General features: G+C 70.1%; 19 protein-coding genes. 5 read left to right on the top strand and 14 right to left on the bottom strand.

Annotation, left to right across the window (positions count from 1 at the left end; all coding sequences use genetic code 11):
* Positions 1-28 precede the first annotated feature (28 nt).
* Both LI336_RS07620 and truA read right to left on the bottom strand, forming a co-directional pair.
* Positions 29-256: a hypothetical protein gene (locus LI336_RS07620; protein WP_227132429.1), complete on the bottom strand. Its 228-nt coding sequence runs from the start codon at positions 254-256 to the stop codon at positions 29-31.
* Between the two features lie 110 nt (positions 257-366).
* The gene (truA, locus tag LI336_RS07615; RefSeq protein WP_227132427.1) at positions 367-1,209 is read right to left on the bottom strand and encodes a tRNA pseudouridine(38-40) synthase TruA; all 843 of its coding nucleotides are present in this window, start codon (positions 1,207-1,209) and stop codon (positions 367-369) included.
* A gap of 295 nt (positions 1,210-1,504) precedes the next feature.
* Between truA and LI336_RS07610 the strand changes: the two genes are divergently transcribed.
* Complete coding sequence (locus LI336_RS07610) at positions 1,505-1,987, top strand: hypothetical protein (protein ID WP_227132425.1); 483 nt, start codon at positions 1,505-1,507, stop codon at positions 1,985-1,987.
* Here LI336_RS07610 and hisS read toward each other — a convergent pair whose 3' ends face one another.
* The 5 genes from hisS to LI336_RS07585 all read right to left on the bottom strand — a co-directional run bounded on the left by hisS (position 1,988) and on the right by LI336_RS07585 (position 6,040).
* Positions 1,988-3,292: a histidine--tRNA ligase gene (gene hisS / locus LI336_RS07605; protein WP_227132423.1), complete on the bottom strand. Its 1,305-nt coding sequence runs from the start codon at positions 3,290-3,292 to the stop codon at positions 1,988-1,990.
* A gap of 145 nt (positions 3,293-3,437) precedes the next feature.
* Positions 3,438-4,028, bottom strand: coding sequence for a DUF7411 family protein (locus LI336_RS07600; RefSeq protein WP_227132421.1), 591 nt, complete (start codon positions 4,026-4,028; stop codon positions 3,438-3,440).
* A complete protein-coding gene (locus LI336_RS07595) occupies positions 4,029-4,376 on the bottom strand; it encodes a DNA-binding protein (RefSeq protein ID WP_227132419.1) in 348 nt (115 codons plus the stop codon).
* Positions 4,377-4,443: 67 nt separating this feature from the next.
* Positions 4,444-4,899: a 30S ribosomal protein S19e gene (locus tag LI336_RS07590; RefSeq protein ID WP_227132418.1), complete on the bottom strand. Its 456-nt coding sequence runs from the start codon at positions 4,897-4,899 to the stop codon at positions 4,444-4,446.
* Between the two features lie 106 nt (positions 4,900-5,005).
* Positions 5,006-6,040 (bottom strand): lysylphosphatidylglycerol synthase transmembrane domain-containing protein, encoded by a 1,035-nt coding sequence (locus LI336_RS07585; protein ID WP_227132416.1) that lies wholly within the window; start codon positions 6,038-6,040, stop codon positions 5,006-5,008.
* A gap of 163 nt (positions 6,041-6,203) precedes the next feature.
* Between LI336_RS07585 and thiL the strand changes: the two genes are divergently transcribed.
* Positions 6,204-7,103: a thiamine-phosphate kinase gene (thiL, locus tag LI336_RS07580; RefSeq protein WP_227132414.1), complete on the top strand. Its 900-nt coding sequence runs from the start codon at positions 6,204-6,206 to the stop codon at positions 7,101-7,103.
* 75 nt (positions 7,104-7,178) lie between these two features.
* Here the strand turns inward: thiL and LI336_RS07575 are convergent, their stop codons facing one another.
* The gene (locus LI336_RS07575; protein WP_227132413.1) at positions 7,179-8,345 is read right to left on the bottom strand and encodes a site-2 protease family protein; all 1,167 of its coding nucleotides are present in this window, start codon (positions 8,343-8,345) and stop codon (positions 7,179-7,181) included.
* Between the two features lie 185 nt (positions 8,346-8,530).
* A complete protein-coding gene (locus LI336_RS07570) occupies positions 8,531-8,779 on the bottom strand; it encodes a DUF7123 family protein (RefSeq protein WP_227132412.1) in 249 nt (82 codons plus the stop codon).
* A gap of 476 nt (positions 8,780-9,255) precedes the next feature.
* Here LI336_RS07570 and pyrH point away from each other — a divergent pair, with 476 nt between their 5' ends.
* Positions 9,256-9,972: a UMP kinase gene (gene pyrH / locus LI336_RS07565; protein WP_227132410.1), complete on the top strand. Its 717-nt coding sequence runs from the start codon at positions 9,256-9,258 to the stop codon at positions 9,970-9,972.
* Positions 9,973-10,119: 147 nt separating this feature from the next.
* Positions 10,120-11,808 (top strand): lysine--tRNA ligase, encoded by a 1,689-nt coding sequence (lysS, locus tag LI336_RS07560; RefSeq protein ID WP_368408354.1) that lies wholly within the window; start codon positions 10,120-10,122, stop codon positions 11,806-11,808.
* Between the two features lie 4 nt (positions 11,809-11,812).
* On the opposite strand, the gene LI336_RS07555 is transcribed toward lysS, so the two are convergent.
* From LI336_RS07555 to LI336_RS07535, 5 genes are all read right to left on the bottom strand, one after another.
* Entirely contained in the window at positions 11,813-12,343 is a 531-nt protein-coding gene (locus LI336_RS07555; protein WP_227132408.1) for a DUF367 family protein, read from the bottom strand.
* 68 nt (positions 12,344-12,411) lie between these two features.
* Positions 12,412-12,843, bottom strand: a complete 432-nt coding sequence (locus tag LI336_RS07550) for a hypothetical protein (protein WP_227132407.1) — start codon at positions 12,841-12,843, stop codon at positions 12,412-12,414.
* Positions 12,844-12,930: 87 nt separating this feature from the next.
* A complete protein-coding gene (locus LI336_RS20375) occupies positions 12,931-14,475 on the bottom strand; it encodes a DUF5787 family protein (protein WP_368408353.1) in 1,545 nt (514 codons plus the stop codon).
* 57 nt (positions 14,476-14,532) lie between these two features.
* A complete protein-coding gene (locus LI336_RS07540) occupies positions 14,533-14,793 on the bottom strand; it encodes a hypothetical protein (protein WP_227132405.1) in 261 nt (86 codons plus the stop codon).
* A gap of 160 nt (positions 14,794-14,953) precedes the next feature.
* Positions 14,954-15,829: a DUF7351 domain-containing protein gene (locus LI336_RS07535; RefSeq protein WP_227132404.1), complete on the bottom strand. Its 876-nt coding sequence runs from the start codon at positions 15,827-15,829 to the stop codon at positions 14,954-14,956.
* A gap of 171 nt (positions 15,830-16,000) precedes the next feature.
* Here LI336_RS07535 and LI336_RS07530 point away from each other — a divergent pair, with 171 nt between their 5' ends.
* On the top strand, positions 16,001-17,842 hold the full coding sequence (locus LI336_RS07530) for an SLC13 family permease (RefSeq protein WP_227132402.1): 1,842 nt from the start codon (positions 16,001-16,003) through the stop codon (positions 17,840-17,842).
* Positions 17,843-17,959: the final 117 nt, after the last annotated feature.

The raw sequence follows: 17,959 nt of genomic DNA, 5'->3' as shown, positions 1-17,959 counted from the left end.
CTCGGTCCGGGACGAGGTGACGCGACGGTCAGCTCGAGGACGGCCCGGCGGCGCGTCCGAACATCCGCCGGTGGACGCGCCGGAGCGTCGTCGAGGCTCGATAGTCGTACCAGACGGCGAGGAGGAAGACGAGCGCTGCCGCTTCTGGCCACTCGGCGGTGAGGACGACGTAGAGCGCGTGGACGACCAGGGCCGCGTAGGCGACGCGCCCGGCGACGCGCACCACCCGTCGCGCCGCGGACGAGGACTCGACCATGCCATCGCTACGCGAGGGAGCGACATAAGTCCAATCGCTATCACGTCGCACTCTCGCCGGTGGACGCCCGGTTCAGCGTGGACTGTCGTCGGTATCGGCGGGCGGCCGGTTCAGCGTGGACTGTCGTCGGTATCGGCGGATGGCGCATCGACGCCGTCCCGGAGCGCGCTGGTGACGCGAGCTCGTGAGACGGCGGTGGCGTGCGCGGACTCGAAGACGGTGGTGGCGCTCGTTGCGGCCTCGTCGTCGCGCTCGAACGCGACCTCGGGGTAGGTCGCGTCGACGAGCACGAGCGGCTCGGGTGGGGCGGGCCCGACGCGCTCGTGGTCGGGGAGCGGTTCGGTTGCGAGCGCGCGGTCGACGGCGTCGAGGTCGCGGTCGCCGGTCGCGACGCTCCGGACGAGCGCGACGAGCCGGCGCACGAGCTCCCAGAGGAACCCGTCGGCGCGAACGTGCACGCGGAGGACGTCGCCCTCGCGAACGACGGTCGCCGTCTCGACGGTCCGCGTCGTGTCGTCGTCGCTCGCCGCGGTCAGGTCCGCGAAGTCGTGGGTGCCTTCGAGCTTCGCGAGTGCCGCGGCTGCGCGGTCGACGTCGGCGGTCGGCGCGTACAGGTGGTAGTCGTACGCGCGGCTCGTCGCGTGATGGGTCGCGTGGAACGCGTCGTGGACGTCGGCACTCGCCCACGCGCGGACGTGCTCGGGGAGTTCGCCGTTGAACGCGCGGGGCGTCAGCCAGTCCGGGCACTCGAACGCGACGGTCTGCGTTATCGCGGACACGCCGGCGTCCGTGCGGCCCGCTGCCGCGTATCCGTCGGGCGCGCCGGCGTCGGCCGCGAGCACGCCGAGGCCGCGGAGCGCGTCGAAGATGGCGTCCTCGACGGTCGGCACGTTCGGCTGGCGCTGGAAGCCGTGGTACGGGCGACCGTCGTAGGCGACGCGGAACGCTCGCATGCCAGCGGCTACGCGACTCGGGGAGAAGTGCGCTACGGACCGCGGTGTCCCCGTCTACTGCTGGGGGGCTGACTGGCGACGCCGCACCGAGCCCGCTCCCTGCCGGTCACGCGAGGGGGCACGTGCTGGGTCGATCGCCGCGGGACGCTGGCGTCGCGCTGGTCGTCGGGCGCGCCCCGCGATGGGTCGTCACGGCACGCCGACCGTCGCCGCGGCCTCGTACTTGAACCGTCGCGTGGCGTCGTCGTGGTCGATCGGCGACACGCTTACCCGCGCGCCGGGCGACTACCGCGCCATGACGGAGTACTCGGGCGAGGAGGTCGCCGACCTCGTCGGCGCGAACCTCGCCGACCGACTCGCGCTCGACGACGGCCCGTACACGGACGCGGACCTGGACGCGCTCACCGACGCGCTCGGCGAGGGCGCGGAACTCGCGGACAGGGTCGCCGAGGGCGACGTTGCCGCGCTCGCGACCCTGTTGAGTCCAGCGTTCCTGCAAGCGAACTCGGAGTTCGAGTCGTTCGCGGACTTCCTCGGCGCGAGTCCGTGGGCGCGCTCGAACGTCGACGCCGCGTTCGCCGGTCGCCGCGACGGCGACGACGCCGACCCCGCGGCCGCGACCACGAGCTCGTTCCTCTCCCGGACGACAGCGTTCCGGACGCCCGGCGAGATGGTCCAGGCGGCGGTCGTCTACCGGTGCCGTGCCGCACTCGACGAAGGCGAAGCCGAATCGGAAGAAGAAGGCGGTGACGCGGCCGCGAGCGGCGAGGACGCGTAGTCAGGCGTAGTCGTCGTACGTCGGTCGCGTGCGGTCCCCGGGGAACTCGTCGACGGCCGCGGTCGTCTGGTCGCCGCTGTCCATGTCCTTGATCGTGACCTCGTCGTTCTCGAGGTCCTGCTCGCCGACGATGACGACGGTGTCGGCGTTGATGGAGTCCGCGTACCCCATCTGTGCGCCGAAGCTCCGCCCGGAGACGTCCGTCTCGACGACGTGACCCGCGGCGCGGAGGTCGCGCGCGACTCTCGCGGCGACGGGGCGCGTGTCGCCGACCTGGAGGACGTAGTAGTCCGTCGCGAGTTCCTCCTCGGGCCAGACGCCGGCGCGCTGGAGGAGGAGGGGAAGCGTGGAGTTCATCACGCCGGGTGCGACGCCGACCGCGGGCGTCGGCTGGCCGCCGAAGTCCTCGATGAGGTCGTCGTAGCGGCCGCCGCCGAACACGGAGCGGCCGACCTCGCCCGCGCTGTCGAAGCACTCGAACACCACGCCAGTGTAGTAGTCGAGGCCGCGAGCGGTCGTCAGCGACAGGTCGCAGTACTCGCGGACGCCGAAGTCCTCGGCCGCGTCGAGGACCGCGCGAAGGTTGTCCACCGCAGGTTCGACCGCGTCGCTGAATGCGACGAGTTCGTCGAGGTCGTCCTCGCCCGCGACGAGGAGGTCGTCGAACTGGCGGGCGTCGTCGTAGCTCAGGCCCGCGTCGGCGAGCAACCCGAGGTACTCGTTCTCCTCGACTTTCGCGCGCTTGTCGACCGCACGGATCGCCTCGCGCGTGTCGACGTCGTCGCCGTACTCCGAGAGGAGCGTCCCGAGGACGTCGCGGTGGGAGACGCGGAACTCGAAGTCCGCAGCGTCGAGGCCGAGGTCGACGAGCGCGTCCGCCGCGAACGCGAGGATCTCCGCGTCCGCGTCCGGCTCGCTCGACCCGAAGATGTCGACGTTCGTCTGGTAGAACTCGCGGAAACGCCCCTGCTGGACGGCCTCGTATCGCCAGAACGGCCGCGTCGACATCCACTTGATCGGCTTCGAGAGCTCCTGTTGCTTCGCGACGACCATCCGCGCGACCGTCGGCGTCAACTCGGGCGCGAGCGTCACCATCCGCCCGCCCTTGTCCTCGAACGCGTACAGCTCGTCGACGATTTCGTCACCGGACTTGTCCGTCCACATCTCCGCACGCTCGAGTCGCGGGGTCTCTACCTCCCGGAACCCGTACCGGCGCGCCGCCCCTTCGACGGTATCGATGACCTCCCTGTGGGCGGCCATCTCACGGGGATAGAAGTCCTTGAACCCCTTCAGTCCATCATACATACCCGAGGCTTCGCGAGTCCGTCCCTCCAACCTTTCGCTTGCCGACGCACGCCACGAACCCGAGCGTCCACCGAGCGTTCGTCGAGCGTCCACCGAGCGTTCGTCGAGTGCACGCCGAGCGTGGCTGAGCGCGCCGAAGGACGCCCTATCGTGGCCCTTCGACGTACGTCTGGTCGTGCGCCGGGAACACCTCGGCGACCGCGCCCTCGCCGTGTTCCTCGCGGAGCAGCACCCGCAACTCGGCCTCGTAGTCAGCGCGCGGGATGTCCTCGCTCGGGCCGACCGTCACCGAGAGCGCGGAGTCGACGAGCCGGTCGACCGCGCCACGACCGAACCCCGAGAGCGGCGAGATGTAGTCCACGTCGTGGCGATCCTCGAGGCTCTGCGCTTGCGCACGCGACACCGTCGGCACGCGGTCGTCGCGGCGCGTCCCGTCCGCGATCGCGTCGAACCCTTCCGCGGCCAGGCGCTCGAGCGCGTGCTCGTGGACCGCCTGGATGCCGTTCCGCGGGAACCCATCCGCGACCATCTTCTCGACCGCATCGCGCGCCGCAGCCTCGTCGAGCTCGATGCGTTCGTGCGCGAACCCGACCGACTCGGCTGCCGCTTTCGCGTGCTCCCAGTCGTCGGTCACGCCGAAGTGACCGGTGACGAGCGTCACGTCGTAGAAGTCGTCGAGCAACAGTGCGGCGAGCGTCGAATCCTTCCCACCGCTGTAGAGCAACCCGAGCTCCATCTACCGCCGACGCACGTTGAAGCTCTTCTCGTCGGGCTTGAGTTCCTTCAGGAGCGCCTTCATCTTCTCCTCGTCTATCTTCCCACCGATCTGCCCGCGCTGCGCGAGCGCGAGAATCTGCTGTTCGGCCTGCTCGCCGAACTCAGGCTTGCTCATCTTCACCGAGTTCAGGCGCTTTCGCGCCCCGTCCGTGAGGTGCTGGCGGAGCAACGCCTTCTTCTGGGCCTCGGCCTCCTGCTGGCGGGCCTCCTGCGCCTCGCTATCGCCCTCCTGGGCCTGCTTGCGCTCGCGGAGCTCCTGCATCTTCTCCTCGCGTAGCTTCTCGAGGTCGTCCTGGCTGTCGCTCATACGAACGCTTTGGTGCGTCGGCGAAAAAACGGTTTCGGGACTCGACACGCCAGCCCCGACGACCTGCTTACGCGTACTTCTCGAGTTCCGGACGGTCGAGGTCCTGCATGACCTGGCCGGCCGTGTCGTCCAGCAAGCTGCGGCCCGCGGGCGTGATGGCGCGACCCTGGCCTTCGCGCGTCTGGATGAGGTCCTCGTCCTCGAGCTGCTGGAGGAGCGTCCGGATGACCTTCTTCGAGCCGTCCTCGCGGTGCGTGCCGGAGACGCCGTAGCGGTTCGTGCCGGCCTTCGAGCCGCCGTACATCGTCGACAGGCGCTCGATACCGATGGGTTCGTTGTCGGCGACCTTCCGGAGGAGGCTGGCGCCGCGGGTGGCCCAGAAGTCCTCCTGTTCGGGGGGCAGCTCCTTGCTGTTCCCGGTCTTCGTGACGATCATCCATTCCGGTTCCTCGAGTCGGTCCGAGAGGTCGTCGGCGAGCGCCTCGATGAGCGCGTCCGCCGGGACGTCGTACATCGTCGTCATTGCCGGTTCGTACCCCCGCGCTGCCTAAAAGTCCATCGTATTCGATAGCCGCGGCGACGCGCTCGAACCCGGCGTGTTCGGCGGTGAACGGCCGCGAGACGTGGTGCTAGTCGGCTCGCGCGGAGAGTGCGGCGACGGAGCCGCCGCCGACGAGCAACGGGAGCCAGTACGTCGCGGCGCGATGCAGGAGGACGGCAGCGGCGACGGCTCCGCTTCCGAGCGCGGGGAGGACGGGCGTCAGCACGAAGATGAGGACGGCTTCGATGCCGCCGAGGCCGCCGGGGAGCGGGGTGACGCCGGCGAGACTGCCGAGGGGGATGGCGAGCATCGCGGCGGCGACGACGTTCACGGCGGCCACGTCACTGACCGCGTACAGCGATAGCGACAGCGACGTGATGGAGAACGCCCACCCGAGCGCGGACAGACTGAGCGCGCTCGCGAGGTTCTGGCGGTCGGTCGCGACGCGCTCGATGGCGTGGAAGAACCCCTCGATGCGGCGTTCGATGACGTCGACCTTGACGCGCGAGACGACGGGGAGGCGTGCGGTCACGCGACCGAGGATGGGTGCGAGCCCGCGGACGAGCCGGTGCTCTATCGCGTACCGGTTCCGCCACCCGAGGACGGCGGCGGCGGCGAGCGCGACGGCGAGCGCGGCGACCGCGGTGGCGACGAACACGAGCCGGTCGTTGAACGCGATGGTGACCGCGTAGTACCCGACCGCGAGCAACGCGAACCCGATGGAGGGAACGAAGTTCAGGCCGTCGACGCTCGCGATGGCGGCGAGCGCGGTCTCGTACTCGGTGTCGGCTTCGCGCGAGATGAACAGCGCGCTCACGGGTTCCCCGCCGGCTTGCCCGAACGGCGTGACGTTGTTCGCGAACGTCGCCGCCGAGAACACGACGAACGACTGGACTCGCGACAGCGAGAGGCCGAGGCTCGCGAGGACGGCGCGGAGCGCGAGCCCCCACGACGCGAGCCAGCAGGCGGCGGCGGCGACGATGAGTGCGAGCATGCTCGGTGGTGCGTTCGTCACTCGCGTGAGCACCTCGTCGACGCCGACGAACCACAGGAGACCGACGAGGACCAGGGCCGCGCCGAGGAACCCGGCGGCGATGGCGCGACCGTCGACGTCCTCGAACATACACGAGCCGACGACCGCACTCGGTTTGAACCCACCGCCTCGCAACGACGGTGCGGGCGGACCGTCGACGGCCCTGGGGTCCGTCGGTGGCGTCGAGCCGGAGCCGGCGGCGCTGGGGCTCGGTATCGCGTCGCTTTTGTCGATTCGACCGCAATTCGAGGGCATGGACGAACGGGCGGCACTCGACCTGGTCGGTGGCCTGGTCGGGCGTGCCGGGGACGATGCCGCGGTCGTCGACGGGACCGTGGTGACGACGGACATGCTCCACGAGTCGACGGACTTCCCGGCGGGGACGACGCGGTACACGGCGGGCTGGCGGGCGGTCGGCGCGTCGCTCTCGGACGTCGCCGCGATGGGCGCGACGGCGACCGCCGCCGTCGCCGTGTACGGCGCGCCAGCGTTCGACGCTGCGGAACTCGAGGCGTTCCTCTCGGGCGCTCGCGACGTCTGCGAGCGCGTCGACGCGGAGTACGTCGGCGGTGACCTCGACGGCCACGACGAGTTCACGGTCGCGTCGACGGCACTCGGCGAGATCGACGACCCCGTCACTCGCTCGGGCGCGAACGCAGGCGACGTCGTCTGCGTCACCGGCGGCCTCGGCCGGTCGGCGGCGGCGCTCCGGGCGTTCGACGCGGGCGACGTCGACCGCGCGAACGAGCTCTTCCAGTTCACGCCCCGCGTCGCCGCCGGCCGCGCCCTCGCCCCGTACGCGACCGCGATGATGGACTCCAGCGACGGCCTCGCACGGTCACTCCACCAGCTCGCCGCCGCGAGCGACTGCACGGTCGACGTCGACGAGGCAGCCGTCCCCGCGGTCGACGCCGTCGCCGACTACGCGACCGACGACGCGGACGCTCGCGAGATGACCGTCTTCTTCGGCGAGGACTTCGAACTCGTCTGCACGCTCCCCGAGCGCGACGTCGCGGCCGCACGCGACGCGTGCCCGGTCGACCTCACCGTCGTCGGCGACGTCGCGGCCGCGGCCGCCGACGCAGGCGGCGACGCAGCCGTCACCGCAGGCGGGGATGCCCTCCCGGACCGCGGGTTCACGCACGGGGACTGACCGGCGACTGGCGTCCACGCGGCGACCAGCTTCCACGGGGAGACCGGCGTCCGCGGCCCGCACCGAGTCGCCCGGTCAGGTCGTCGAGACGAGCACGGGAACCGGCATGAAGCACGCGGCGCCGAGCACGAACGTGAGCGCGGCGAGCGCGAGGCGTCGCGAATCCAGGGGTTCGTCGCGAACCGGTTCGGCGGTGCCGGCGCGTCCGACGACGAGCGCGAGCACGCCCCAGAACACCCAGACGGCGACCGCCTGGAACGCGATGTTCTCGAAGTAGTGGAGGTAGCCCGCGAGCCCGAACAACCCCACGGGGACGACCGCGGCGAGCGTCGACTGGTTCTCGCCGAAGACGGCGCGCGTGATGTGGCCGCCGTCGAGCTGCCCGACCGGGATGAGGTTCAGGACGGTGACGAACGCACCCACCCAGCCGCCGATGACGACCGGGTTCACGTTCAGCGCCTGCCCGTACTGGAGTGGCTGTCCGGTCAGCCACGAGAGCGCGTGCATCAGCGGCGGGAACCCGAGACTGATGGTGATGGTTCCCTCGGCCCCGATGACGGTGGGGTCGACGGGGATCGGCTGGAGGAACAACCCGATGGTCGTCACGACGATCGTCGCGACGAGTCCCGCGAGCGGGCCGCTCGCGCCGATGTCGAACAGGGCCTTCCGGTCGGGCATCCGGCCCTTCATCCGGATGACGGCACCCATCGTCCCGATGAGACTCGGGAACGGGATGAAGTACGGGAGGCTCGCGTTCACGCGATGATAGCGACTCGCGACGTAGTGGCCGAGCTCGTGGGTCATCAGGACGCCCATCACGGCCGCGGAGAACGGCCACGCCGTCGTCACCGCCTTCCAGGGGTTCGCGACCGGGTCGATGAGGTACCACTGCGCGCCGACGAACAGCGTCGTGACGACCGTCGCGAGGAACAGCGCGACGTTCTTCCAGGGAACGCCCTCGATTCCGTAGGATTGCTCGGTCGCGACGAGCACGTACCGGCCGGCCTCGACCGTCAACTCGACCTCGTGGTCGTGCTCGTGGAACACCTCCCAGATGTCGCGGACGACGGCCTCCGGACTGCCGAGGGGCTCGCCGTAGTACCGCACCTCGTCGTCGACGACCTGCGTCTCGTACGTGTGGAACTGGTCGTCGAATGCTGCGGGGTCGGGCGCGCCGGCCGGTGCGGACGGCCGTCCGTCTGCTGGCGAGTTCGCGGACCAAGCGGGGTCACCGGGCTGCATCTATCCGTCGCTATGGCGTGGTCGCGTAAAAACCCACGGCGCCCCGTGGGAGTGGCCGTCGTCGACGGGGCAGCGGGTGGGTGAGTGAACGTCGGTGTTGGTGTGGGGGAGGGGTACGGGGACCGGCGGGGACCAGGTCCGCGCGGGAGTGACCGATGCGACTCGGACGTCGTGGCGTCGCCCGCTCAGGCGGGTTCGACGCGCCACGTGGTCGCGCTCGTGTACGACCACTTCTCTATCTCGAGGTCCTCTGCGGCGTCGGTGAGCTTGACCATCAGCGCACCGATCTCCTTGGGGGAGAGACCGACCTCGTCGGCGATGAACTTCGACTTGAAGTACATCTCGCCGTCCGCGGCCTTCTCGCGCAGGTACTCGGTCAGGCGGGCTTCCTTGCTCGGCGCGTCGTCCGTGGAGGGTTGGGTAGTTGCGCTCATTGTGAGTTCGCCTCGCTCATCGCTATCACCGGGAGGATGTTATAAAGGGCAGTCCCTTCGGTTCGTTTAGTGTTTTTTCGAGTCATCTCGTGTTCATTTCACGTTTCGCGCCGATTTGCCGTCGTTTCACGAAGCGCTTAGAGGAGCTTAGACGTTTTAGAACCGCTTCTAACTCTTCTAAATCAGCACCTACCGCGGCCAGCGGGATGTCTGCGTAATGGAAGCTATCGGGACGGAAGCCACTGGTTTCGCTCCCGAACGCGCCGAACGAATCTCGCTCGCGCACCCGACGGTGGCGCGCACAGACGGTCGGTCGACCGTCCCGACCGCCCGTTCGATGCGGTCGTCCGACACCTGTCGTCGGTCGTCGTAACGTGAACGCTCGCGACAGGAAAGCCCACGCCCAAACCACTGCGGCGTCCGTCGCACGCGAGTTGGCAACCCTTATGAACGCCACCGGGGTATGCGGGTGTAACATGAAGGTAGTCGTCTCCATCGGCGGAAGCGTCCTCGCGCCCGACCTCGACGCCCCGCGCGTGGCAGCGTACGCGGACGTCGTTCGGACGCTCGTCGACGACGGATGCCAGGTCGCGGCCGTCGTCGGCGGCGGCGGCGTCGCCCGCGAGTACATCGGGGCAGCCCGCGACCTCGGCGCGAACGAGATCGAACTCGACCAGCTCGGCATCGACGTCACGCGCCTGAACGCGCGCCTCCTCATCGCCGCGCTCGGTGACGACGTCGCCAACGCACCCGCCACCGACTACGAGGAAGCGGGCGAGGTCCTCCGGAACGGCGACGTCTGCGTGATGGGTGGCGTCACGCCCGCCCAGACCACGGACGCGGTGTCCGCCGCCGTCGCGGAATACGTGGGTGCGGACCTCCTCGTGTACGCCACCTCCGTCCCCGGCGTGTACTCCGCGGACCCGAACGAGGACGACGACGCCGAACAGTACCCCGAACTCTCCGCCGCCGACCTCGTCGACGTCATCGCCGGCCTGGAGATGAACGCCGGCTCCTCGGCGCCCGTCGACCTCCTCGCCGCGAAGATCATCCAGCGCGCCGGCACGCGCACCATCGTCCTCGACGGTACCGACCCCGAGCGCGTCCTCGACGCCGTCCGCTACGGCGAACACGAGGGCACCGACGTCGTCCCCGACGGCGCCGGCGACCAGCTCACGTACTGGGCCGAGTAGCGCGCCCGTCGCTCTCCGTCCGTTCCACTTCTTCGTCCGGTTTTCATCGTCGAATCCAGCCTGCTTTCGGTAGTTGACAACCCTTAAGAACGGTTCGACCGGACGTTCTCGTATGATTCGACCCCTCGTAGCGGCCGGTGGTGCGTCGTGAGCGACGACGCCATCAGCCCGTACACGCTGAGCACTGACGACGGCGATGACCGCCGGCACGCCTTCTGGGCGGACCACGTCGCGGACGCCGTCCTCGACCGCGACCCCGACGAGCCCATCGTCGTCAAGGGCGGTATCTCGCCGTCGGGCGTCCCGCACCTCGGGAACATGAACGAGGTGATGCGCGGGTACTTCGTCGCCGAAGTGCTCCGCGAACGCGGCTACGAGGTCCGCCAGGTGTTCACGAGCGACGACCGGGATCCCTTGCGGAAGCTCCCGCGGAAGCTCGCGGACCTGGAGGGCAACCTCGTCGACCTCGGGGACGTCGACGCGGGCGCGCTCGGCCGGAACCTCGGGCATCCCTACACCGCGATCCCGGACCCGTTCGGGTGCTGTGATTCGTACGGCGCGCACTTCTCGAACCTCATCCAGTCCGGCGCCGACGCGCTCGGCGTCCCGATCGAGCTCGCCTCGAACACCGACCTCTACGAGGACGGCGACTTCGAGGCGGTCACCCGGTTCGTCCTCGAGCACGTCGACGAGGCTCGCGAGGTGCTGCGCGAGTACCAGGACAAGATCGACGACGACTACGTCCCCTTCAATCCCATCTGCAGCGAGTGCGGGAAGGTCACGGAGACCGTGACCGCCATCCGCGCGAGCGAGGGCGAGGTCGACTACGAGTGCACGGACATGGAGGCCGGCGACCAGGTCATCTCGGGCTGCGGGCACGCGGGCACCGCGACGCTCCGCGAGGGCAAACTCCCGTGGCGCCTCGAGTGGCCCGCGCAGTGGCAGGTCCTGGGCGTGGACTTCGAACCGTTCGGGAAGGACCACGCGGAAGGGTCGTGGCCGAGCGGCGACGACGTCGCCCGGAACCTGCTGGGGAACGAACCGCCGGTCCCGATGGTGTACGAGTGGTTCACGCTCGACGGCGAACCCTTCAGTTCGAGCGAGGGCCACGTCGTCCTCGTCGACGACGTCCTCGACCTGCTGGAACCCGAGGTCCTCCGACATTTCTTCGCGAAGAACCCGAAGAAGGCGCGGGACTTCCCGCTGTCCCGCCTCGACCAGCTCGTCGACGAGTTCGACCGCTTCGAGGCCGTCTACTACGGCGAGGTCGAGGCGAGCGAGGACGAGCGCGAGCGCGCCGAGCGCGTGTATCCGTTCCTCGTCGACCACCTCGACCCCGGTACCGCACCCGCCGACGCGCCCGTCGAGGAACGCCCGACGAGGATCCCGTACACGTTCGCGGCGGTCCTCGGGATGTTCCCCGACCACGACGTGCGCGTCGAGCACGCCGTCAAGCAAGGGCACCTCCCCGAGGACCCGAGCGACGCGGTCGTCGACCGCGCGTTCGAGCGCGTCGAGCGAGCGCGCACCTGGGCGAGCCGGCAGGACAACGAGTACAACTACACCGTCCTCGAGGACCTCCCGGACGTCGACTTCGACGCCGAGACCGAAGCCGCGCTCGACGACCTCGCGGACTTCGTCGCCGCCGGCCACGACGGCGAGGCCATCCAGGGCGAGATCTACGAGACCGCGAAGGACAACGGACTACCCATCGGCGACTTCTTCGGTGCGGGCTACGAGCTGTTCTTCGGCGAAGCGGAGGGCCCGCAGCTCGGGCAGTTCCTCGGGAAGCTGGAGCAGGAGTTCGTCGTGCAGCGCCTCCGGCGCGAGGCCTGAGCGGCTAGCGCTCGTCGCGGTCGCCGTCGTCGCCGTCGTGCTCGTCGTCGACGAGGTAGTCGTCCTGGACGGCGACGACCTCCTTCGAGTTCTCGCAGGCGGCGTACCTATCGAGGGGTTCGGCGTTGAGTTCGAGGAACGTCTCGCCCCACGTGAACTTCGCGAGGATGCGTTCGGCGTGCTCGGGGTCGCCGAGGATGTGGAGGCCGGCAGCGAGTGCTTCGACGGTCGTGAGCTGGAAGGCGTTCCCGTAGTTCACGGGGTTCGCGGCGACGAGGAACGGGAGCGCGCGGTGGTCGCCGGGGAGGCTGAACATCGCCTCGCCGGCGCTCTCCCACGAGCAGTCCAGGGCGACGAGGTTCGCGGCGTCCGCGTCCGCCGGCGACAGCGCGACCTCGGCGTGCGGGTTCAGGACGACGCCGTACGGCGTCGCGCGGTCGGAGCGATGGAGTTCGGCGAGGTCGAAGCGCTCGAGCTTGCGCGCCGTGCACTTCTTCGGGTCGTCGTCGCCCTCGTACCGCACGTGCAGGTCCACGATTGCCTGGTCGTTCGCGGCGGGCGAGTAAAAGGCGCTCGTTCGTTCGCGTGGTGCGTGGTGGCCGGTCAGTCGCCGCCCTCGGCGAGGTCGTCGTAGAGCGCGTGGACGTCGACGAGTGCGACGTCGTGCTCGGCGATGGTGGCGAGGTGGTCGTCGCGCGACCCGTGCGTCGGGTGGGCGTCGAGCGCGTCGAAGACGTCCCCGAGGAACGCTTCGAGCGCGGTCGTGAGTGCGCCGTAGGTCGTCTCGACGCGGCCGCCGTGGAGGTCGACGTGCACGCTGTCGCCGCGCTCGGTGAGGTCGTACCCGAGGAACTGCGGGTGCCTGGTGCGCTCGCGGCTCGCGCAGTCGTAGAGCCGGAGGAGCTGGTGGAAGGACCCGTACGTGTGGACGACGGCGTCGTCGTCCGCGTGAACGGTGAACTCGACGTGGTCCGAGGGGCCGAGGGCGGCGGTGTCCCAGCCGCCAGCGACGTCCCGGAGTTCGAACGCGATCATACCGGACGAGAGGGTCTCCGCGTCAAGAACGGTTGTGGTTCCGGTCGCGTGCGTCGTCGATTGCACCGCAGGGGTGGCTGCTCGCGGTCACTCGAAGGCGTCGAGGCCGCTCTGGCGCGTGCGGCGGCCGTCGGGGTCGCGAACCCAGGCGCCGTGGGCGTCGCGTTCGGCGGCGAGGTCGACGTCGGGCGCGTCGGTGGGCCGGTGCCCGGGGCAGTCGACGCCGCAGTCGCGGGCGGGGTCGACGACGCGGTCGTGGTACGCACAGTAGGGAAGCGCCGCGTGGTCGGCGACGGCGCTGGCGTCGGGCGTGACGCGCTCGCACCCGGGGAGGTCGTACGTCCGCCAGCCCTTCCCGTACGCGCGCTCGGCGAGCCGCCTCCTCGCGCCGCGCTTCTCGTCGGCGTCGACGACCGCGACGTCGGTCCTCGCGGGCTGCTCGTCGAGCAGTTCGACGCCCGAGTCCTCCACGGCGAGCGGTTCGGGCTCGCGGACGACCTCCAGCGCGTCCGACTCGGGGTGGTAGCGCCAGACGCCGACCTCGCTCGGGATGCGGTTCAGGTGCGCGCCCGTGACGTGGCTCTCGGTCGCGAGCACGACTTCGTCGACGAGCGCGAGACTGACGTCGAGGCGCAGCTGGCGTTCCAGGGCGCCGGGCGTGCCGAGGTCGGGCTTGTTCTCGACGGCGAGCACGCGCCCGAACCAGTCGTCGGGATACCTGGCGGTCTGGCGGAGGTACTCGCGGCTCCCGCGGCGCTCGCGCTCGAAGAACCCGCGGTCGACGCACGCGTCCGCGATCCGGCGGGCGTTCTCGTCGCGGAGGCCGTCGGGGAGGGCGTCGCGCCACGGGCGAGCGCGCCCGGGGCCGGCGGGACCGCGGATGGCTGGGTCGGGGATGCGTCGCTCGGTGATCGCGGCGCGCTCGTCTAATCCCGGACCAGGTTCGACGTGCACGACGTCGAGCACGCGGTTCCCGGGCGCGTGCACGCCGCCGCCGAGCTGGCGGGCGAGCACGCCGTCGCGCTCGCGCTCCAGATGGGCGCACAGCGACAGTTCGAACCCGTACTCGGACACGCTCGCATCCAGGCGCTGAGCGGGCAAAAGCGTCTTGCTCGCGGCGGCGTCAGGTCGCGTCCGCGGTGGACTCGAACGCCCACTGGCCGTCGGTCGAGTGGATCGTGAGGGAGGTGCCGTCCGAGGACGCGCGGACGCGCTGGTGGACCTGGACCGCGTTGAAGTTCTCGCGCGTGGCCGGACGTTGTAGCAGCCGATGGACTCGCCGTCGTCGGCCCACGCGGGCGAGCAGACGCCGACGAGGTACTGGAGGTCGTCGTACTCGCGTTCGAGGTCGGCGTGGAGGGCGTCGGAGACGACCGGTCTGCGGGGGTCGTCGAAGCGCTCGACCCACCGGTCGTCGTGCTGAGTGAGTTCGGGTGGCTCGGAGTCGGGGGACCCGGCGAGCCTGACGCTGACGACGTACTCGTCGCTCCCGTCCTCGTTGTCGGCGTCGATTCCGAATATCGACTTCAGTTGGACGTACCCCTCGACGCCGCGGTCGAGGACGCTACAACCGGCGAGGCCGACCGCGGTCGCTGCGCCGACGCCGCGGAGCATGGCTCGTCTGGAGGGCACTGGAAAGAGCGGACGGTGGCGCGAGTGAAAGTCTTTTGCTGTGGACGAACCGGTCGTCTAGATGCTCGCGCCGACGGCGGCGACGAACGCGATGGGGAGGGCGACCGCGCCGACGACGAGTGCGGCGACGGCGAGCATCCCGAGGACGACGGCGACGGCGGGGACGTTGGCTGCGGCGAGCACGACGACGGCCAGCACGGCGAGGACGGCGACGACGAGTGCGGCGGCGCGGCCGAGCACCTCCAGCGAGGAGGGTGCAGGGCGACGGGGGATGTCGAGGGCGTTCCGGGGTTCGTGGGAGTGGTGGTGGGAGTTCATCTTCACCCTATCGTAGCACCCACGACGACATAAGGGTAATCTGAATTACATTTCTGTAGGCGTTCGTACTGAAATCTCGTTCAGTACCCTCGGACCGGAGCGACCGAGGCCAGGAACACCGGACAGTTGGACGACAGCGCCCCGATCGACGCCGTCGACGTCAGTCGCGGTCGACGTCGACCGTCTGGAGGTCCTCGTCGAGCGTCACGCGCATCGTCTCGTCGTCGAGCGAGATCTCCACGGCGACGCGAAGCGGGTCCTCGCTCGCCAGCGTCGTGTGGTGGTCGGAGACGCACCACGGGAGCTGCCAGTACGGCGTCCCGTTCAGATCGACGCCGTGCTCGCGGTGGAACGTCACCACGTCCGACTGGTCGAGGAGGACGAGCCCGACCGCCGAACACAGCGAGTGCCCGCACTGCGCGCACTCGTGCTCCACGCGGAGGTCCGCGCCCAGACAGCAGTCGCCGCCGCGCTCCACCTCGCTGTGCATCCGCCCGTTGCACTCCGGACACACGCCGTCCGCGGCGAGACAGTGCAGGTGGCGGACGCGCTGGTCGAACGCCGCCATCACCTCCTCGCGAGAGCGATCCGCGAGCCCGCCAGGCGGGAACGCGTACTCGCCGTGCGCGTGCCCGCAGTCCGGACACGCGACCGCGATGGTCTCGTCGACGTACTCGGCGACGAGCGTCGCCCCGCACGCGACGCACTCGCCGTCGATCTCGAACGCCTCCCACTCCGGGTCGTGCGTGAACTCGCCCGCCAGGAGCGCGCGAACGACCGCCTTCCCCGCGTACTTCAGCTCGTAGCCGTCGTCGCCACCCGCGACGAACTGCCCGGCGAGCTCCTGGAGGTGGTAGTTGAACTGCGCACTGTCCCGGACGCCGACCGCCTCGCGAAGCCGCGAGAACCGGACGACGTCCGCGTCCGCCTGCCAGAGCGCCTCGAGGATGGCGAGGCGCGTCTCGTTCCCCACGACCGAGAACGCCTTCGCGGGCTCGACGCAGTCCTCGCACTCCGTGATGCTGGCACGACTCATACGAACGAATCCGACCGCATCGGCCCTAAACGTTCGCTAAAACGAGCTTTGGTAGGGTTACTGTCACTTCTGCCGTGGGTGCGGTGGCTGTCGACGCGTCGGCGGGCCCACCTGACGCCGAGGTCCACCTGACGCCGAGTTATATCACGCACCCCCGCGAACCCGACGGCAATGGCTGCACTCAGCACGGGCGCCATCGTCGTGTTCGTCGTCGTCGCGCTCGCGCTCATCGCGTTCGTCACCGAGGTCGTCCCGCCCGACGTCACCGCCCTCGGCGTCCTCGTCTCCCTTGCACTCCTCGAACCCTGGACGCGCGTCACGCCCGAACAAGCCGTCGCCGGGTTCGCGAGCCCCGCGACGCTCACCATCCTCGCGATGTACGTCCTCAGCGAAGCCGTCCAACGCACCGGCGTCGTCGACTACCTCGGCGTCCTCATGGCGCGCTGGACGCGCGGCGACGAACGCCGGACGCTCCTCGCCACCGTCGCCGCCACCACGCCACTCGCCGGCGTCGTCAACAACACGCCCGTCGTCGCCGTCTTCATCCCGATGATCACCGACCTCGCCGAGGACGCGCACCTCTCCCCGAGCAAGCTCCTCCTCCCGCTCAGTTACGCGAGCATGCTCGGCGGCACGCTCACGCTCGTCGGGACCGCCGGGAACGTCCTCGCGAGCGACATCGCGGTCGACCTCACCGCCGCCGGCGTCATGGACCACGGCCCCATCGGGATGTTCGAACTGACGCCCGTCGGCCTCCTCGTGTGCGCGGTCGGCGGCGCGTACCTCCTCACCGTCGGCCGTCGCCTCGTCCCAGAACGCATCGAGCCCTCCGAGGACCTCGTCGACGTCTACGAACTCGAACGCTACCTCGGCGTCGCCGTCGTCCGCGAGGACTCCGCGCTCGTCGGCACCCAGGTCGACGAACGCTTCGGTGACCTGGAAGCACACGTCGACGTCATCCAGTTCGAACGCAACGGCGAGGTCGTCGTCGCCGCCGAGACCGACCGCGCGCTCGCCGCCGGCGACGTCCTCACGCTCCAGGGAAGCCGCCAGGAACGCAACCGGTTCACGACCGAGTACGGCCTCCGCGAACTCCCGCGCGAGGTCGTCGAAGCCGAAGACCTCGCCGCCCCGTGGACGGCGAGCACGCTCTATGAGGCCGTCGTCCCCACCGACTCGACGTTCGTCGGCCGCACCCCGCTCGACATCGGGTTCCGGAACCGCTTCGACGCGACCGTCATCGCCATCCGCCGCGGGAGCGATGTCCGCCACGAAGGCCTCCGGGACGCCGAACTCCGCGCGGGCGACACCCTCCTCATGCACGCGAGCGACGGCGCCGCCGACCACCTCCAGGACCGCGGGAGCCTCCTCGTCACCAAGGGCCTGTTCGCGGACGCGTTCGCTCGCGAGTTCCCCGACCTCCACTCGAAGACGCCGCTCGCACTCCTCGCACTCGGCGGTGCCGTCCTCGCCGCCGCAGTCACGTCGTTCCCGATCTACCTCACCGCACTCGCCGGCTGCCTGCTCGCGTTCGCCACGCGAACCATCGACCCCGCAGCCGGCTACGACGCCGTCTCCTGGAACGTCATCTTCCTCCTCGCGGGCGTCCTCCCGCTCGCCACCGCACTCGAAGCGACCGGCGGCGCCGCCTGGCTCGCGGCGACCGTCGGCGCCACCATCGGCGGCCTCCCCGCGCTCGCCGTCATCGCCGCGTTCTACCTCCTCACCGGCCTGCTCGCGAACGTCGTCACGCCCGTCGCCAGCATCGTCCTCCTCGGCCCCATCGCCGCCCGCACCGCCGTCGACCTCGGCCACGACCCGTTCGCCGCCCTGCTCGCCGTCACGTTCGCCGGCTCCACCGCGTTCATGACGCCGATCGGCTACCAGACGAACCTCATGGTGTACGGCCCCGGCGGCTACAAGTTCACCGACTACGCTCGCGTCGGCGCCCCACTCCAGCTCCTGCTCGCCGCCGTCACCACGCTCGGCATCGCCGCATGGTTCGGCGTGTAACCGAGACGCAGCCACGTGGGTTCGGCGTGTAGTCGTTCCACGCTCCACGCACCGGTTCCAGCGTACACGACCGTGCACGTAACCCGACGCTACCGGCGCCGCGACGCCTCGCGCGCG

This window comes from Halorubellus salinus (assembly GCF_020567525.1).
GTDB lineage: Archaea > Halobacteriota > Halobacteria > Halobacteriales > Natrialbaceae > Halorubellus > Halorubellus salinus.
The sequence above is the reverse complement of the archived record's forward strand: the minus strand, read 5'-3'. Positions and strand labels throughout refer to the sequence as shown.

Coding starts and splice junctions, on each gene's coding strand:
- LI336_RS07540 (WP_227132405.1), bottom strand. CDS start 14,793: ATGAACTCCCACCACCACTCCCACGAACCCCGGAACGCCCTCGACATC.
- LI336_RS07595 (WP_227132419.1), bottom strand. CDS start 4,376: ATGAGCGACAGCCAGGACGACCTCGAGAAGCTACGCGAGGAGAAGATG.
- LI336_RS07530 (WP_227132402.1), top strand. CDS start 16,001: ATGGCTGCACTCAGCACGGGCGCCATCGTCGTGTTCGTCGTCGTCGCG.
- truA (WP_227132427.1), bottom strand. CDS start 1,209: ATGCGAGCGTTCCGCGTCGCCTACGACGGTCGCCCGTACCACGGCTTC.
- LI336_RS07570 (WP_227132412.1), bottom strand. CDS start 8,779: ATGAGCGCAACTACCCAACCCTCCACGGACGACGCGCCGAGCAAGGAA.
- LI336_RS07600 (WP_227132421.1), bottom strand. CDS start 4,028: ATGGAGCTCGGGTTGCTCTACAGCGGTGGGAAGGATTCGACGCTCGCC.
- LI336_RS07550 (WP_227132407.1), bottom strand. CDS start 12,843: ATGATCGCGTTCGAACTCCGGGACGTCGCTGGCGGCTGGGACACCGCC.
- LI336_RS07590 (WP_227132418.1), bottom strand. CDS start 4,899: ATGACGACGATGTACGACGTCCCGGCGGACGCGCTCATCGAGGCGCTC.
- LI336_RS07620 (WP_227132429.1), bottom strand. CDS start 256: ATGGTCGAGTCCTCGTCCGCGGCGCGACGGGTGGTGCGCGTCGCCGGG.
- LI336_RS07575 (WP_227132413.1), bottom strand. CDS start 8,345: ATGCAGCCCGGTGACCCCGCTTGGTCCGCGAACTCGCCAGCAGACGGA.
- LI336_RS07535 (WP_227132404.1), bottom strand. CDS start 15,829: ATGAGTCGTGCCAGCATCACGGAGTGCGAGGACTGCGTCGAGCCCGCG.
- thiL (WP_227132414.1), top strand. CDS start 6,204: ATGGACGAACGGGCGGCACTCGACCTGGTCGGTGGCCTGGTCGGGCGT.
- LI336_RS07585 (WP_227132416.1), bottom strand. CDS start 6,040: ATGTTCGAGGACGTCGACGGTCGCGCCATCGCCGCCGGGTTCCTCGGC.
- LI336_RS07610 (WP_227132425.1), top strand. CDS start 1,505: ATGACGGAGTACTCGGGCGAGGAGGTCGCCGACCTCGTCGGCGCGAAC.
- hisS (WP_227132423.1), bottom strand. CDS start 3,292: ATGTATGATGGACTGAAGGGGTTCAAGGACTTCTATCCCCGTGAGATG.
- pyrH (WP_227132410.1), top strand. CDS start 9,256: ATGAAGGTAGTCGTCTCCATCGGCGGAAGCGTCCTCGCGCCCGACCTC.